General features: G+C 61.4%; 13 protein-coding genes. 3 read left to right on the top strand and 10 right to left on the bottom strand.

Annotated features, from left to right (window positions below):
- Positions 1-5: 5 nt before the first annotated feature.
- Together aspS and hisS are read right to left on the bottom strand one after the other, a co-directional pair.
- The gene (aspS, locus tag ACZ881_RS02855) at positions 6-1,811 is read right to left on the bottom strand and encodes an aspartate--tRNA ligase (RefSeq protein ID WP_178992614.1); all 1,806 of its coding nucleotides are present in this window, start codon (positions 1,809-1,811) and stop codon (positions 6-8) included.
- 110 nt (positions 1,812-1,921) lie between these two features.
- Entirely contained in the window at positions 1,922-3,280 is a 1,359-nt protein-coding gene (gene hisS / locus ACZ881_RS02850) for a histidine--tRNA ligase (RefSeq protein ID WP_476112402.1), read from the bottom strand.
- A gap of 206 nt (positions 3,281-3,486) precedes the next feature.
- On the opposite strand from hisS, the gene ACZ881_RS02845 reads away from it, so the two are divergent.
- The 3 genes from ACZ881_RS02845 (at position 3,487) to ACZ881_RS02835 (ending at position 6,651) form a co-directional block, all read left to right on the top strand.
- Positions 3,487-4,281, top strand: a complete 795-nt coding sequence (locus tag ACZ881_RS02845) for a peptidylprolyl isomerase (protein ID WP_476112400.1) — start codon at positions 3,487-3,489, stop codon at positions 4,279-4,281.
- 66 nt (positions 4,282-4,347) lie between these two features.
- Positions 4,348-5,940, top strand: a complete 1,593-nt coding sequence (locus ACZ881_RS02840) for a DUF349 domain-containing protein (RefSeq protein ID WP_476112398.1) — start codon at positions 4,348-4,350, stop codon at positions 5,938-5,940.
- Between the two features lie 102 nt (positions 5,941-6,042).
- Complete coding sequence (locus tag ACZ881_RS02835; protein WP_179016515.1) at positions 6,043-6,651, top strand: hypothetical protein; 609 nt, start codon at positions 6,043-6,045, stop codon at positions 6,649-6,651.
- Here ACZ881_RS02835 and ACZ881_RS02830 read toward each other — a convergent pair.
- From ACZ881_RS02830 to ACZ881_RS02795, 8 genes are all read right to left on the bottom strand, one after another.
- Complete coding sequence (locus ACZ881_RS02830) at positions 6,648-9,041, bottom strand: RelA/SpoT family protein (protein WP_445931459.1); 2,394 nt, start codon at positions 9,039-9,041, stop codon at positions 6,648-6,650. The two genes, ACZ881_RS02835 and ACZ881_RS02830, sit on opposite strands and share 4 nt — an antisense overlap.
- 161 nt (positions 9,042-9,202) lie before the next feature.
- Positions 9,203-10,192, bottom strand: a complete 990-nt coding sequence (secF, locus tag ACZ881_RS02825) for a protein translocase subunit SecF (protein WP_476112396.1) — start codon at positions 10,190-10,192, stop codon at positions 9,203-9,205.
- Positions 10,192-11,943 (bottom strand): protein translocase subunit SecD, encoded by a 1,752-nt coding sequence (secD, locus tag ACZ881_RS02820; RefSeq protein ID WP_476112394.1) that lies wholly within the window; start codon positions 11,941-11,943, stop codon positions 10,192-10,194. Before secD ends, secF begins: the two co-directional genes overlap by 1 nt.
- Before the next feature lie 114 nt (positions 11,944-12,057).
- Positions 12,058-12,441, bottom strand: coding sequence for a preprotein translocase subunit YajC (gene yajC, locus ACZ881_RS02815; protein ID WP_178992670.1), 384 nt, complete (start codon positions 12,439-12,441; stop codon positions 12,058-12,060).
- A gap of 143 nt (positions 12,442-12,584) precedes the next feature.
- A complete protein-coding gene (ruvB, locus tag ACZ881_RS02810; protein WP_178992609.1) occupies positions 12,585-13,661 on the bottom strand; it encodes a Holliday junction branch migration DNA helicase RuvB in 1,077 nt (358 codons plus the stop codon).
- The gene (gene ruvA, locus ACZ881_RS02805) at positions 13,654-14,298 is read right to left on the bottom strand and encodes a Holliday junction branch migration protein RuvA (RefSeq protein ID WP_476112392.1); all 645 of its coding nucleotides are present in this window, start codon (positions 14,296-14,298) and stop codon (positions 13,654-13,656) included. Before ruvA ends, ruvB begins: the two co-directional genes overlap by 8 nt.
- 103 nt (positions 14,299-14,401) lie before the next feature.
- Complete coding sequence (ruvC, locus tag ACZ881_RS02800; RefSeq protein WP_054809251.1) at positions 14,402-14,980, bottom strand: crossover junction endodeoxyribonuclease RuvC; 579 nt, start codon at positions 14,978-14,980, stop codon at positions 14,402-14,404.
- A 65-nt stretch (positions 14,981-15,045) separates the two neighbouring features.
- Entirely contained in the window at positions 15,046-15,801 is a 756-nt protein-coding gene (locus tag ACZ881_RS02795; protein WP_091467853.1) for a YebC/PmpR family DNA-binding transcriptional regulator, read from the bottom strand.
- Positions 15,802-15,804: the final 3 nt, after the last annotated feature.

Here is a 15,804-nt window from a genome sequence, read left to right as displayed (position 1 = left end):
GAAACTTACTCGGACTTCGTTTCCGGCTTGGCTGCGGGCTTGGACTCCGACTTGACCTCCGGCTTGAAGTCGACGCCGGCTTCCTTGCGCTGCTGCGGCGTGATCGGTGCCGGTGCCGCGGTCAGGGGGTCGTAGCCGTTGCCCGACTTCGGGAAGGCAATGACGTCGCGGATCGACTCGACGCCGGCCAGCAAAGCAACCACACGGTCCCAGCCCAGTGCCATTCCGCCGTGCGGAGGTGCACCGTACTTGAAACCTTCGAGCAGGAAGCCGAACTTGGTTTCGGCGTCTTCCTTGTCCAGGCCCATGAGCTGGAAGACGCGTTCCTGTACTTCGCGCTCATGGATACGGATGGAACCGCCGCCGATCTCGTTGCCGTTGCAGACGATGTCGTAGGCGTAGGAGAGCGCCGATTCCGGGTCCTTGTCGAAGGTGTCCAGGAACTCGGGCTTCGGCGAGGTGAAGGCGTGGTGCACAGCCGTCCACTGGCCACCGCCCACTGCAACGTCACCGGACGCGACAGCCGCGGCCGCGGGTTCGAACATGGGAGCGTCCACGATCCAGACGAAAGCCCAGTCCTTGGGGTCGATCAGGCCGGTGCGGTGACCGATTTCAACGCGGGCAGCACCCAGCAGGGCGCGGGCTGCGGACTTTTCGCCTGCCGCGAAGAAGATGCAGTCGCCGGGCTTGGCGCCAACAGCGTCCGCCAGACCTTCGCGCTCGGCCTCGGTCAGGTTCTTGGCCACCGGACCAGCCAACTCGCCGTCTTCCTTGAACAGGACATAGGCCAGGCCCTTGTGCCCGCGCTGCTTGGCGAATTCCTGCCAACCGTCCAGGGTACGGCGCGGCTGGGAAGCGCCACCGGGCATCACGACGGCGCCCACGTACGGCGCCTTGAAGACACCGAAGTTGGTGTCCTTGAAGAACTCGGTGAGCTCAGTCAGTTCAACACCGAAACGCAGGTCCGGCTTGTCCGAGCCGTACTTGGCCATGGCGTCCAAGTACGTCATGCGGCGGATCGGGGTGGGGATCTCGACGTCGATCAGCTGCCACAAGGCCTTGACGATTGCCTCGCCGAGCTCAATGACGTCGTCCTGGTCCACGAAGCTGGCTTCGATGTCCAGCTGCGTGAATTCCGGCTGGCGGTCCGCGCGGAAATCCTCATCACGGTAGCAGCGGGCAATCTGGTAGTACTTCTCGAAGCCGCCCACTTGGAGGAGCTGCTTGAAAAGCTGAGGCGACTGCGGGAGGGCGTACCAGGAACCCGGCGCCAGACGTGCCGGGACCACGAAGTCACGGGCGCCTTCCGGCGTCGAACGCGTCAGCGTCGGGGTCTCAATTTCGACGTAGCCCCGCTGGTGGAGGAGTTCACGTGCCACACGGTTCGCCTCGGAACGCAGACGCATGTTGCGGGCGGGGCCGGGGCGGCGGAGGTCAAGGTAGCGGTGCTTGAGACGGGCTTCCTCTCCGACCTCCACGTGTTCGTCGATCTGGAACGGCAGGGGTTCGGAGGTGTTGAGGATGACAACCTTGTCCGCGATGACCTCGATCTCACCCGTAGCCAACGCAGGGTTCTCATTGCCTTCAGGACGCTTGTTGACAGTACCCGTCACCTGCAGGACGTACTCATTCCGCAAGCCGTGGAAGACCTCTTCCTCACGGACAACCACCTGGGCTACACCGGACGCATCACGCAGGTCAACGAATGCAACGCCACCGTGATCACGGCGGCGCCCCACCCAGCCGGCCAAGGTAACGGTTTGTCCAATGTGCTCGGAGCGAAGAGATCCGAGGTCATGTGTGCGCAGCACAGCATTCCTTTCAGCATGAAATATAGGGGGATCGTTGCAAAGACGATCCCGTCCGAGTTTACCCGCCCCCGCCACAGCTCATGCCACGAGGACGGAACAATGGATGTTGCCTAGCCCGCGGTGGTAACGCGGACGTACAAATCCTCTTCAGAGGGCGTCCAGCTGGCGGGGTCGGCGTCAACCTGTTCCCCGGAACGGATGTCCTTGACCTGGTGGCTGCCGTCGTCGTCGGTGAACCACACAAAAGGGATGCCCCGGCGATCAGCGAACTTAATTTGCTTTCCGAACTTCTCGGCCTTGGCTGCCACTTCCGTGGCAATCCCCCGGCCCCGCAACTGGGCCGCAATGTCCTGCGCAGCTGACCAGCTGTCGTCCGAGTTCAGGGCGACCAGTACCGCCGTGGGCACAGAACGCGACGCTGTGGCCAGTTCCTGGCTGAGGATACGGGAAACAAGCCGCGTCACGCCGATGGAAAGTCCGACGCCGGGGAACTTGCGGTTGCCCTTGCTGGCAAGTGCGTCATAGCGGCCTCCGGAGCAAATTGAACCCAGCTGCTCGTGGCCCACAAGCACCGTCTCAACCACAGTCCCCGTGTAGTAATCCAGGCCGCGGGCGATGCTGAGGTCTGCCACTACCTTGCCGGGAGCGCGCTGGACTGCCGCCTGGATGACCTGCTCAAGTTCATTGAGGCCCTCTTCAAGGAGATCGTCTTTCACTCCCAGCGCGCGGACCTTGTCCACGAATGAGGTGTCCTCCGTACGGATCGTGGCCAATTCGAGGGCAAGACCGGCCTGTTCATCAGTAGCACCAAGCTCGCTCTTCAACAGCTCCGCCACCTTCGCGGCACCGATCTTTTCCAGTTTGTCGATGCTACGCAGTACACCGGCCGTGTCCGTCAACCCAATGCCGCGATAGAAGCCTTCGGCCAGCTTGCGGTTGTTGATCCGGAGCCTGAAGTCCGGGATCGGCAGGGCGCTAAGGGCCTCAGCGATGACCAGCGCGATTTCGACGTCGTAGCGGAACGGCAGTTCGCCGTCGCCCACAACATCGATGTCTGCCTGGGTGAACTCGCGTGCCCGGCCTTCCTGCGGCCGCTCGCCCCGCCAGACCTTCTGGATCTGGTACCGGCGGAAGGGAAATGCCAGGTACCCGGCGTTCTCCACCACGTAGCGGGCAAAGGGAACGGTCAGGTCGAAGTGGAGGGCCAAGGCGTTCGGGTCAGCCTTGTCGGGTTGGGTCTGCTTCGCAGCCTCACCCTCATCGTCCTGGAGCCTGCTCAGGCCATAGACCTCTTTGTCGATCTCGCCTTTGCGAAGCAACTGGCCCACGGTCTCAACAGCGCGGGTCTCAATGGAAGAAAAACCGTGTAGTTCAAACGTCTTCCGGAGCGTATCCAGCACATGGAGCTCCACCAACCGCTCCTGGGGAAGCCACTCGGGGAATCCGGACAGGGAGGCGGTACGTGCCATGGTGGAAAAGTCTCCTCGAAGAAAGCTGAAACTGGCTTTGCACCGCAGCTTTAAACGCCCTTTCGGCGTTTACAGGGCGGGCGTCCAGCCGGTCATGCATAAACTATGTGCGGCAGCCAGTTTATGCTTTCCGCGCGTGCACATCTAATGCAGCATGCCCGGTTCCTGTCGGCAGCCATCGAAAGTGGACACAATCAGGAGGACTCTTGGCAACAAGGTCGCGGGATGACCGCGAAGCGAAACGGCGCATCAGGCAGATGGAAGCGAAGCGTGCCCTGCGGCAGGAACAGGGCAAACGACGCAAACGCGACAACACCATCGCCGTGAGTGCAGCTGGCGTTGCAGTGGTTCTGGCCGTAGTGCTGCAACTGACCGTCTTCAGTTCCAACCCCACCGAGGCAGAGTTCGCCGCCGCGGAGGCTGGGCTCACTTCGCCCTCCGCTTCCCCGTCCGCTTCCAACAGTGCCGACATTCCCAGCCCGGACACGGCTGCCGGAAAGACCTTCACCGGCGAGCTGGCATTGAACAGCGGTGTTGTCGGCTTGGAACTCAACGGAACCGCAGCTCCGCAAGCTGCTGCCGTGTTCAAGTCCCTGAGCGACGCCAGCTACTACAACGGAGCGTTCTGCCACCGGCTGACAACGTCCGAAACGTTTGGCCTCCTCCAATGCGGAGCCAAATCCGAAGACGGCGCAGACGACGCAAATTATCGGTGGGGGCCACTGGAAAATACCCCCGCAGACAACAAGTACCCTGCAGGGACGATTGCCGTTGCCCGCACCGGCAACGATGCCTATGGAAACGGACACCAATTCTTCATCGTCTACAAGGACACCACCATTCCGGCGGATACTGCAGGCGGATACACCGTGGTCGGCAAGGTCACCAGCGGCCTGGACGTGGTCACCAAGATCGCCGCAGCAGGCCTTAAGCCCGGTGAAAACGCCACCGACGGCGCCCCTGTGGCACCTGTCACGATAGACTCGTTTTCTCTGAAGTAACCAGCTCCAGGCCCGGCCTGCGGTGCATTACCTGAGCAGTTCCCTCCAAGCGAAAGACTTTTAGCGGTGACAGACAGTCAGAAATCCGACGAAACAGCAGTAGTGGCCAACCAAGACACAGTCGAGGCAACCGGCACCAACGGTACCGAGGCACCAGCTCCGGCGGAGCCCACTCCAGCCAACGAAGCAACTCCGGCTGCCGAATCAGCTCCGGTGGAGGCCGCCCCAGCCGCGGAAACTGCTCCGGCTGCCGCGGAAACACCGGAAGAGGCGCCGGTCGCAGAACCCGCAGCCCCTGCCGCTCCACGACCGACGCCTTCCGCGGCGCCGTCCCCCGCGGCCTTCGCGGCCCGGCCCAAGGCTCCTGCCGCCGTCGTACCTGCCGCCCCCGCGGTCTCCGCTGCCTCACTGGCCGAGGCAGCCAAATGGGGACGGGCTGAAGGTGATGGCCACGTCTTCCTGACGCTGGATGGTGAGGAAATCCCTGTCGGTCAGTACCCGGGTGTCAGCGCCGACGAAGCACTTGGCTACTTTGCCCGTAAGTTCGACGACATCATCGCGCAGGTGGTTCTCCTGGAACACCGTGTGGAGTCCAAGGCTCCTGCCACGGACATGCAGAAGACGGTTACTCATTTGCGCGAGCAACTCGCGGAACGCAACATGGTGGGTGACATCCGTGCTGCTGAGGCCCGCTTGGACGCCCTGTCAGCCCAGATCGTAGAACTCGAGAAGTCCGAGAAGGCTGCCCACGAGGCGGTGCGCGCCAACGAACTCGCAGCGCGCGAAGCAATTGTTGCTGAAGCTGAGACCATTGCCGGCCAGGACCCTGCGCAGATTCAGTGGAAGACTTCAAGCGCACGCATGAACGAGTTGTTTGAAACGTGGAAGGCCGCACAGAAGAGCGGGGTCAGGCTTGGCCGCAGTAACGAAGACGCACTGTGGAAGCGCTTCCGCTCGGCACGCACTGTATTTGATCGTCACCGCCGCGCATACTTCTCGCAGCTTGACAGCAACAACTCCGCTGCAAAGTCAGCCAAGGAGGCCTTGATCGCGGAGGCCGAGGCGCTTTCCACGTCTACCGACTGGGGATTCGCGGCCGGCGAGTACCGCAGGCTGATGGACCAGTGGAAGACCACTCCGCGTGCAAGCCGCAAGGACGATGACGCTCTCTGGGGCCGGTTCCGCGCCGCCCAGGACGTCTTCTTCAGCAACCGCCAGGCCGCCAACGAGCAAATCGACCAGGAATACACTGCGAACCTGGCCGTCAAGGAACAGTTGGTGGCTGAGGCGCAGGCGCTCCTGCCCATCAACGATCTCAACGCCGCCAAGAAGGCCCTACAGTCCATCAGGGACCGTTGGGAAGATGCCGGCAAGGTTCCCCGCGCCGACATGGGTCGGATTGAGGCCGGGCTTCGCAAGGTCGAAGATGCGGTCCGTGAAGCCGAGGAAGACAAGTGGCGCCGGAGCAACCCGGAAACCAAGGCCCGCACCAACAGCGCCTTGTCACAGCTTGAATCGGCTATTGCAGGCCTCAAGGACGATCTGGAGAAGGCCGAGAAGGCCGGCGACCAGCGCCGTATCAAGGCCGCCCGAGAGGCTCTGGAAGCTCGCCAGGCATGGCTTGACCAGATCCAGCGCTCGGCAAGCGACCTCGCCTAGAGGACTCCGGGCCAAGATCTTTCCTACAGGCTCCGTTCCGGTTATCCACATAACCGGGACGGAGCCTGTACTCGTAGGGTGGCCGCACGGAATGATCGATGAATGGTCCCCGCTGTCAACGCCCCGCATCTACTGGAGCCGGTCATCTCCGAGCTCTACTCCCCCAGCCGAATCTTTACGTGGAACGAACTGCAAAGTATGGCGTTCGATGGCATCCTGCTGCCCCTGTACGGGAAGAGTTACGCCTCCCCTGGTGTTGCTGTCACTCACCGCCTCAGAGCCCGTGCAGCGGCGCTCACAGTCCCGGAAAGAATCCGAACCAAGGTTGTGGCCGGCCGGCTAACGGCAGCATGGATCTACGGTTGCGCCAATCCGCCCGAGCACCTGTCACTACTGGTCGATGCAAAACATCGCATATCCAGCCTGCGGGGAACCACACAATGTAGTCTCCATGAGGTTCGGCTGGGTCAGATGGACGTGGTCAGTCTCGGAGGAATGCTGGTCAGCAGCCCACTACGTACCGCGGCGGACATCGCCCTCCATGTCGAGCCCGATCGCGCGCTGCCGGCGTTGAAGCGCCTTCTTGAACGCGAGGAGCTTGGCATCAGGCTGCGGCTGCTCACCCTGGCCGTCGAGACGGCTCCCCGAGTGCCACATAAGAAGCGTGCCTTGGCAACACTGGGCCAGCTGGCTTCCTCAGATCCGGGCTAGCTGCGACGGCGGTTTCCCGTAGTGCGATACACGTCAAAAACGCCATCAATGCGGCGAACCGCGTTCAAGACGTGATGCAGGTACTTCGGATCGCCCATTTCGAAGGCAAACTTCGAGATCGCCACCCTGTCACTCGACGTATGAACCGACGCGGCCAGGATGTTCACGTGGTTCTCGGACAAGATACGGGTCACGTCGGACAGCAGGGACTTCCTGTCCAAAGCTTCCACCTGAATCTCCACCAGGAACACGCTCGACTGGGTGGGTGCCCACTCAACTTCAACAATTCTGTCCGGCTGGTCACGAAGACCCGAGACATTGGTGCAGTCAGTCCGGTGGACAGAAACTCCTGATCCACGCGTGACGAAGCCCAGGATGGGGTCCGGTGGTACCGGGGTGCAACACCGGGCCAGCTTGACCCACACATCACCGACGCCGCGCACGATGACGCCCGAATCCGAGAACTTCGACTTCGCAACCTGGGTAGGAATACTGACTTCATCGAGGTCTTCGTCGGGTGTTTCATGACCACCCAAGTGCTCCACGAGCTTTTCCATGACGGACTGGGCCGAGGTGTGCCCGTCGCCAACGCCCGCATACAGCCCGGAGATGTCTACATAGTGGAAGTCCTCCGCCACCGCGGACAAAGCGTCGTGCGTCATCAGGCGTTGCAAGGGCAGGTTCTGCTTCCGCATCGCCCGCGTCAGCATGTCCTTGCCGCGTTCAATGGCTTCTTCGCGGCGTTCCTTGGTGAACCATTGGCGGATCTTATTGCGTGCCCGCGCCGACTTGACGAAATGCTGCCAGTCCTGGCTGGGCCCGGCGCCTTCCGCCTTGGAGGTGAAGATCTCTACCCAGTCGCCATGGTTCAGCTCGCTGTTGAGCGGAACCAATTTGCCATTGACGCGGGCACCAATGGTTCGGTGGCCCACCTCGGTGTGCACGGCGTACGCGAAGTCCACAGGGGTTGATCCGGCCGGAAGGGCCATGACCTCACCCTTTGGAGTGAAAACAAATACTTCCCGGGCGTTGATCTCGTAGCGGAGTGAATCCAGGAATTCTCCCGGATCCGACGTCTCCTGCTGCCAGTCCACCAGCGACCGCAGCCAGCCCATGTCACCGTCACGAGGGCTGCCCGGGCCTTGCGCGGTGCGGTTGGGCTGGTCCTTGTACTTCCAGTGGGCTGCCACACCGTATTCGGCACGGCGGTGCATCTCGTGGGTGCGGATCTGGATCTCCACAGGCTTGCCGCCCGGGCCAATCACCGTTGTATGCAGTGATTGGTACATGTTGAACTTGGGCATCGCGATGTAGTCCTTGAACCGGCCCGGGAGGGGGTTCCACCGCGAATGCAGCGTCCCCAAGGCGGCGTAGCAATCACGAACCGAATCAACCAGGACACGCACGCCCATGAGGTCGTTGATGTCGTCGAAGTCTTTGTCCCGGACGATCATCTTCTGATAAATCGAGTAGTAGTGCTTGGGCCGGCCAGTGATGGTCGCTTTGATTCGTGCCGTTCGAAGGTCATCCGCTATCTGGTTGCGGATGACGCTGAGGCTCTTTTCCCGCTCCGGTGTGCGGTCGCCCACCATGCGCACGATTTCCTCGTACACCTTGGGATACAGCGCAGCGAAGGAGAGATCTTCCAGTTCCCACTTGATGGTGTTCATACCGAGGCGATGAGCCAGGGGTGCGAAGATCTCCAGGGTTTCACGGGCTTTGCGCGATGAAGACTCCGCGGAAACGAACCGCCAAGTGCGCGCATTGTGGAGGCGGTCTGCAAGCTTGATCATCAGGACACGGATGTCCTTGGCCATCGCGACCACCATCTTGCGAACGGTTTCCGACTGCGCAGCCTCGCCAAAACTGACTTTATCCAGCTTGGTGACGCCATCCACCAACATGGCAACTTCGGGTCCGAAGTCCCGCGTAAGGTCAGCCAGTGTGTAGGGGGTGTCCTCTACTGTGTCGTGGAGCAACGCTGCTGCCAGAGTAGTCCCGGTCATGCCGAGTTCAGCCAGGATGGTGGCCACGGCCACCGGATGGGTGATGTACGGATCACCGCTCTTGCGCTTCTGACCCTGGTGGCTCTGCTCTGCCACTGCGAAGGCGCGCTGGATCAGGTCGAAGTCCTCTTTGGGATTGTTCGCCCGGACCGTCCGCAGCAGTGGCTCCAGGATCGGCGAGTACGGAGCGATTCCCCGTCCCGTCAGGCGGGCAAGCCGGGAACGCGTACGCTCCCGCCGTCCCGGGAAGGTGGGACGCGCGCCGGGAGCATCGACCGGAACCGCAGCTGCAGTCCGTCCGGGCACACTCGTTGCCGGAACTGCCACAGTCTCGCGGCCGTCATCCCCGCCCGCCGGTGGTGCCGACGTCGCACGTTCTTCCACAGAAGTACCCCTCACAACCGATTTAATTCTCCCAGTCTATTCCCGCAGGTGAATGCTTCTGCAACCGGGCAGCACATGACGATGACGCAGGCAAGTCAAAGAGCCGGCCTCCGCAGTCGTGCGGAGGCCGGCTCCCGGCCAAACAACGGTACTGAAAACCCCTAGACTGTGGCCTCAGTCCTGCGGTGGGCAACCTTCTTGGCTTGCTTGACGAGGTCGGGCTCGCTCTGGCGGAGCCACGCGTACAGCGGTGCCGCAATGAAGATCGTGGCCGCGGTACCAATGAGGATACCCACGAACAACGCCAGGGAAAGATCGCGAAGGGTGCCCGCGCCCAGAAGCCCGGCACCAATGAAGAGGATTGCCGCCACCGGGAGGACGGCCACCATCATGGTGTTGATGGAGCGGACCAAGGTTTGGTTGACGGCGAGGTTGACCTCTTCACTGAACGTGCGGCGGGTGGAGGTGGAGATGTCCGAGGTGTTTTCACGGATCTTGTCGAAGACCACCACGGTGTCATACAACGAGTAGCTGAGGACCGTCAGGAAGCCGATGATGGCCGAAGGCGTCACTTCAAAGTCGCTCAGGGCGTAGACGCCCGCCGTGGTGAACATGGTGACCAGCATGCCGACGAGTGCCGACAAGGACATCTTCCAGGTCCTGAAGTACAGCGCCATCAGGACAGCGGCCAAGGCAACGAAGACCACCAGACCGATGAGGGCCTGGCGAGTGACATCCTGACCCCAGGTTGGGCCCACGAAGTTGGATGTCACTTCGTTTTCCGTCACGCCGTAGGCGCTGGTGAGGCCATCCTTGATCCGGTTCGTCTCGTCATCGGTCAGCTGATCCGTTTGGATCCGCATGGTGTTGCCTGCCACGTTGGCAACGCGGGGAATGGCATCGGGCACGATGTCGTGGACGGCCTTTTCGCCCAGGCTTGCATCAGCGGTGCTGACATTTGAAACAGTGAACTCGGAGCCGCCACGGAATTCGATTCCAAGGTTGAAACCGCCCTTGACCACCGGAATCAGGATGGAGAGTGCCACGGCGACCGCCGCAATGATGAACCAGATTTTCTTGGAATTGACGAAGTTGTACGAGCGCTTGCCCGTGTATAGCTCGTGGCCGAAGGTTGCGAAGCTCGTGGTCATTACTTCTCCTCCTTGGTGCCGTTGGAAGTACCAGTGAGCTGGCCCTTCTCGGCAAGGCGCCTCTCGGCGATGGTCATGCGTCGTTCGGCTTCGGCAGCCGCACCGGTGTTGCGTGCGCGAACCACGGCAGGCTTTTCCTCAGGCGTACGGAGGCGGCCCGCGCCCCGGTAAAGGGGAACTGCGCCGAGACGGTCCGGGGAAAGCCCTGAGAAACGGTGGCCTTCGCCAAAGAACTTGGTGCGGGCAAGGACCTGCAGCATGGGGTGCGTAAACATGAACACCACCAGGAGGTCAGCCAGGGCCGTCAGGCCGAGGGTGAAGGCAAAGCCACGTACGTTGCCGACAGCTACGAAATAGAGGACCAGAGCGGCAAGGAGGTTGACGGCCTTGGAAGCCAGTACGGTGCGCTTGGCCCGCTTCCAACCATTCTCGACGGCGGACACCAGGCCACGGCCCTCGCGCAGCTCATCCCTGATGCGTTCGAAGTAGACGATAAACGAGTCAGCAGTCTGGCCAATGGCCACGATCAGGCCCGCCACACCTGCCAGGGAGAGACGGTAGTTTTCCGTCCACCCAAGGATGGCAATGGCGAGATAGGTCAGCACACCAGCCACCACAAGGGACGCGATGGTGACAAGGCCCAAAGCGCGGTACTGGAACAGGGAGTACACAACCACCAGCAACAGACCGATCATGCCTGCCAGCAAGCCGAGGCGAAGTTGGTCGCCACCGAGGGTGGCCGAAATCTGCTCTTGTGATTGGATCTCGAAGCTGATGGGCAGCGCGCCGTAGCGCAACTGGTCAGACAAAGCCTTCGCTGACGCCTGGGTGAAGTTACCCGTGATCTGCGGCTTGCCATCGGTGATGACAGCCAGGGCTCGCGGGGCTGAAAGTACCTTGTCGTCCAGGACAATAGCGAACTGTGACTTGGGATCGTCAGTACCCTGGGTCTGCGCTGCAGCATAGAACTGGTTGAGGCGTTCGGTTACGGCTTTGAACTTTGCCGTTGCATCCGAGTTGAAGACAATGTTGACGCCCCAGGAATTCGTCACGGAGCCCTGGGCACCCTGCACCTGGGTAAAGGTGGAATCGCTGATGTCCTGGCCCTTGACCTCAACGGGCCCGAGGATGTACTTGATTGCCGGAGTCGTCGCAGTGGCCGCCTCGCAGGTTACCAGCGGTTTGGCAGGATCCGACCGGTCGCGCTTTTCCGGTGACGGATTAACACAGTCGAGCGCTTCAAATTCCTTCTGGACTTCCGGGGTGATCCAGTTGACATCACTGGCGTTGGCCGGCTCCGCCGTCGGCTTGTTCAGCTGGTCCTCAGGAGTGCGCTGCTCGGCCGGTATAGCTGCCGGGTCGCCATAGGTGATGACCGGACGGAAGTTCATGTCGGCCGAAGCCTGGATCAGGTCACGGGTTTCCTTCGATGGTGTTCCCGGAAGGCTGACCACCACGTTGCGGCCGGACTGCGTGCTGATTTCGGCTTCAGCAACACCGGAGCCATCCACTCGCTGCCGGATGATGGCGACTGCCTGGTTGAGTTGCTGCTCATTGATCTCGCTGGAACCCTCCACGCGGGGTGCCAGGATCATCTGGGTTCCGCCTTCAAGGTCCAGAGCAAGCTTGGGAGCCCAACTGGCATTGCCAGTCACCACTCCGCCAGCAAGGACAGCGGTTAATACAACGAAAATTGCTCCAAGCCAGGTCAGCACCCTGCGGGCTGAGTTTTTGGGGCCGGTCCGTGCCATTATCGATCTTCCTGTTATCGCCGGACAGCCGCCGGCCGACGCTGGTGAGCGTCTGCCGGCGGCTCTCCGCTGCCGTAGAAGTTGCCTTGCGCGGTGTCGCCGCGACTGACGGTGCTAGTTGTCCTTCTTGTCCTCTTTGTTGAGGCGCGCGATGGTTTCGTCCGGTGTCTCGACGGCGGCAGGAGCCTCAGCCTCCGCGGCGGTCAGGGAAGAAGCGTCATCCGGGACAACCGGTGCTTCCTCGGGGGTGGATTCGACCACCTTGGTGACTGCCTGGCGGTGAACCGTTGCCTGGTTACCCGGGGAAAGTTCGATGACAACCTTGTTCTCGGCTTCGTCGATGGACACGATGCGGCCAAAGAGACCGAAGCTGGTCATGACGTCAACACCAGGAGCGAACTTGGACTGCATTTCAGCCTGCTGCTGCTGGGTCTTCTTGTTGCGGCGGAACATCATGAAGACAAAGAGTCCAAGCATGACGAACAGCAATATGGTCATTGGATCCACAGGGAAGTTCCGTTCTGTACTTACGTTTTGGTTCACGGCAACGTCCCTGGCAGATCCGCATAGCGGGCATTGATCAAGGACTCGAACGTGCCGAGCGTCATACCAGTCTAGTGGGAAAAGCTGAACAGAGCGTGTTAACCGACCGTATCTATGCTTTCGGCGTGGTTTTCGTCCTCACCGAACAAGGCGAGGGTCTCTTGACCAAAGACTCCGGCCGGTACGGCGTAGCCGAGGTGGGTCCAAGCCGACGCCATCGCGATTCGACCCCGCGGAGTACGTCCCAGAAGTCCCTCGCGTACAAGGAACGGTTCAGCCACGGTCTCAACCGTTTCGGGTTCTTCACCGACGGCAATGGCCAATGTGGACAAGCCAACAGGGCCACCGTTGAACTTGGTTATGAGGGCTTCCAGAACGGATCTGTCCAGCCTGTCCAAGCCACGCTCGTCTACTTCGTACATATCCAAGGCAGCTGACGCCGAACGGGCATCGATTTGCTCGATGCCATGAACAAGCGCCCAGTCACGGACACGGCGCAGCAGCCGGTTGGCTATACGCGGCGTTCCTCGCGACCGACCGGCGATCTCGGTGAAACCCGCGGAGTTTACCTTCAGGTCCAGAAGCCCGGCAGAACGGCGGAGGACGAGTTCGAGTTCGGCCACCGAATAAAACTCGAGGTGCCCGGTGAAACCGAATCGGTCCCTCAAGGGCCCCGGAAGGAGTCCCGCGCGGGTGGTGGCACCTACCAGGGTGAAAGGCGGAAGCTCCAGGGGAATTGCAGTTGCGCCTGCTCCCTTGCCCACCACGATGTCCACGCGGAAGTCCTCCATGGCCATGTACAGCATTTCTTCTGCAGGCCTGGACATGCGGTGTATTTCGTCAAGGAACAGGACCTCGCCCTCCGAGAGCGAGGAAAGGATGGCAGCGAGATCCCCGGCATGCTGGATGGCCGGTCCGCTGCTGATCCGCAACGGCGCGTTCATCTCCGCTGCAATGATCATGGCAAGTGTGGTCTTACCGAGTCCGGGAGGTCCGGACATCAGCACGTGGTCGGCGCTGCGGCCACGCATCTTCGAAGCCTCAAGCACCAGGGCAAGTTGCTTGCGGACCCGATGCTGTCCTACGAAGTCGTGCAGGTTCTTGGGGCGGAGAGCAGCCTCAATGACCCTCTCTTCCGGTTCCTCTCCCCCGCTGACGAGTGACTGCTCAACCACGGCTGCCTACACGATTGCCGGCGCGAGCCCCGTCCTGGCCAAGCCAGCGCAACGTAGCCCGAAGTATTTGGGCCACGTTTCCTGCGTCTACGAGTTCCGGCGAATCGGCCATCGCTTTGTCGATACTGCCGTTGGCGTCTTTCTCGGACCATCCCAAACTGGTCATGGCTGCGACTACCTGCGGCTTCCATTCTGCGTTCGGGGCCGCGGCGGGAGCAGCACCAGTGCCGGTTCCATGCGGAACCAACTTCCCGGCCAGCTCGAGGACAATACGGCCGGCCACCTTAGGGCCGATGCCCGGCACCTTGGTGAATGCCTTGTTGTCACCAGTGTGAGCCGCCACCCGGATGGCTTCCGGTTCGTGCACGGCGAGGACGGCCAAGGCCAAACGGGGCCCAACCCCGCTGACGCTGAGCAGGACGTCGAAAACTTCGCGTTCGTCGTCGTCGGCAAATCCGAACAGCGTGAGTGAATCTTCACGGACGATCATGGAAGTGAAGAGCTTGGCTTCGGTTCCTGTTTTGAGGTGGCTCAAGGTCTGCGGTGTGGCGAAGACACTCATTCCCGCACCGTTGAGGTCGATAACAGCGGTGGACAAACCAACGTGGGCTACGGTTCCACGGAGAAAACTGATCAAGACCCGGCTCCTGAAATACTGCCTGCTCCGTTACCGTGAAAACTGCGGCCAAAGCGGACTATCCGAACATATCTACGAATACCCTAGCAAGAGCGGCCGACAATCACCGTTTGCGGCGCGCTTTTGCTTCGGCTTCGGCCCACGCTTTCTGCGCGGGAGTGAGTCCGGCCTTGCCGTTGGCGCCACCGGCTGAGCCCATGCCACTGCCTGCGCGCCACGCGTGGGTGAGGGCCAGGGCCAGGGCGTCGGCAGCATCAGCCGGCTTGGGTGGAGCATCCAGGCGCAGAATCTTGGTCACCAATTTGGTGACCGCGTCCTTGTTGGCAGTGCCGCTGCCGGTAACTGCGGCTTTCACCTCGGAGGGTGTATGCATGGCGACCGGGATACCCCGGCGTGCTGCCGCCACGATGACGACGCCCGAAGCCTGGGCTACGCCCATCACCGTGCTCACGTTCATTTGCGAGAAAACACGTTCGACGGCGACGACATCCGGCTTGTGCAGATCCAACCATTCGTCGATTGCCTGGGCGATGACCAGTAAACGCTTGTCCAAGGTCAGCTCGGCGGACGTGCCCACCACTCCGACGGCCACCATGGTTGCCCGGCGGTTCCGCTCAATGTCCACCACACCGATGCCGCAACGGGTGAGGCCCGGATCGACTCCCAATACGCGAAGAGTCAAGTCCGGGCCTTCCTGATGGCTTTAAGCCTGCTGGTTGTCAAAATTGATGCGCTGCGCCCACCCGATTACTCGGCGTCGAGGGCAGCCTGCACTTCCTCGCTGAGGTCCGCATTGCTGTACACGTTTTGGACATCGTCCAGGTCTTCCAGCGCATCCACGAGCTTCATGAACTTCTTGGCGCCGTCAACGTCCAAGTCAACCTGCATGGACGGAACGAATTCGGCTTCGTCAGTTTCGTAGTCGATGCCGGCTTCCTTCAAGGCGTCACGGATGGCCTGGAGATCGGAGGGCTCGGAGTGGATTTCCCAGTTTTCACCGCTGTCCTTGACTTCCTCGGCTCCGGCATCAAGGACAGCCATCAGGATGTCGTCTTCGCTAAGGCCGTTCTTGGGCAGGACAACAACACCCTTGCGGGCGAAGAGGTAGCTCACGGAACCGGGATCGGCGATGGTCCCGCCGTTGCGCGAAATCGCCAGTCGCACCTCGGAAGCGGCACGGTTCTTGTTGTCAGTCAGACATTCAATCAACAACGCCGAACCCTGGGGACCGCGGGCTTCGTACATGATCTCGGTGTAGTCCACCACTTCACCGGTGAGGCCCGCACCACGCTTGATGGCGCGGTCGATGTTGTCGTTGGGTACCGAAGTCTTCTTTGCCTTCGTGACTGCGAGCTCAAGGCCCGGGTTGCCGGCAAGGTCCGGTCCACCCATGCGGGCAGCAACTTCGATGTTCTTGATCAGTTTCGCGAACGACTTTGCACGCCTGCCGTCAATGATGGCTTTCTTGTGCTTGGTGGTCGCCCATTTGGAGTGGCCTGACATGCT

The sequence above is a fragment of the Paenarthrobacter sp. TE3676 genome, assembly GCF_056279165.1.
The sequence above is the reverse complement of the archived record's forward strand: the minus strand, read 5'-3'. Positions and strand labels throughout refer to the sequence as shown.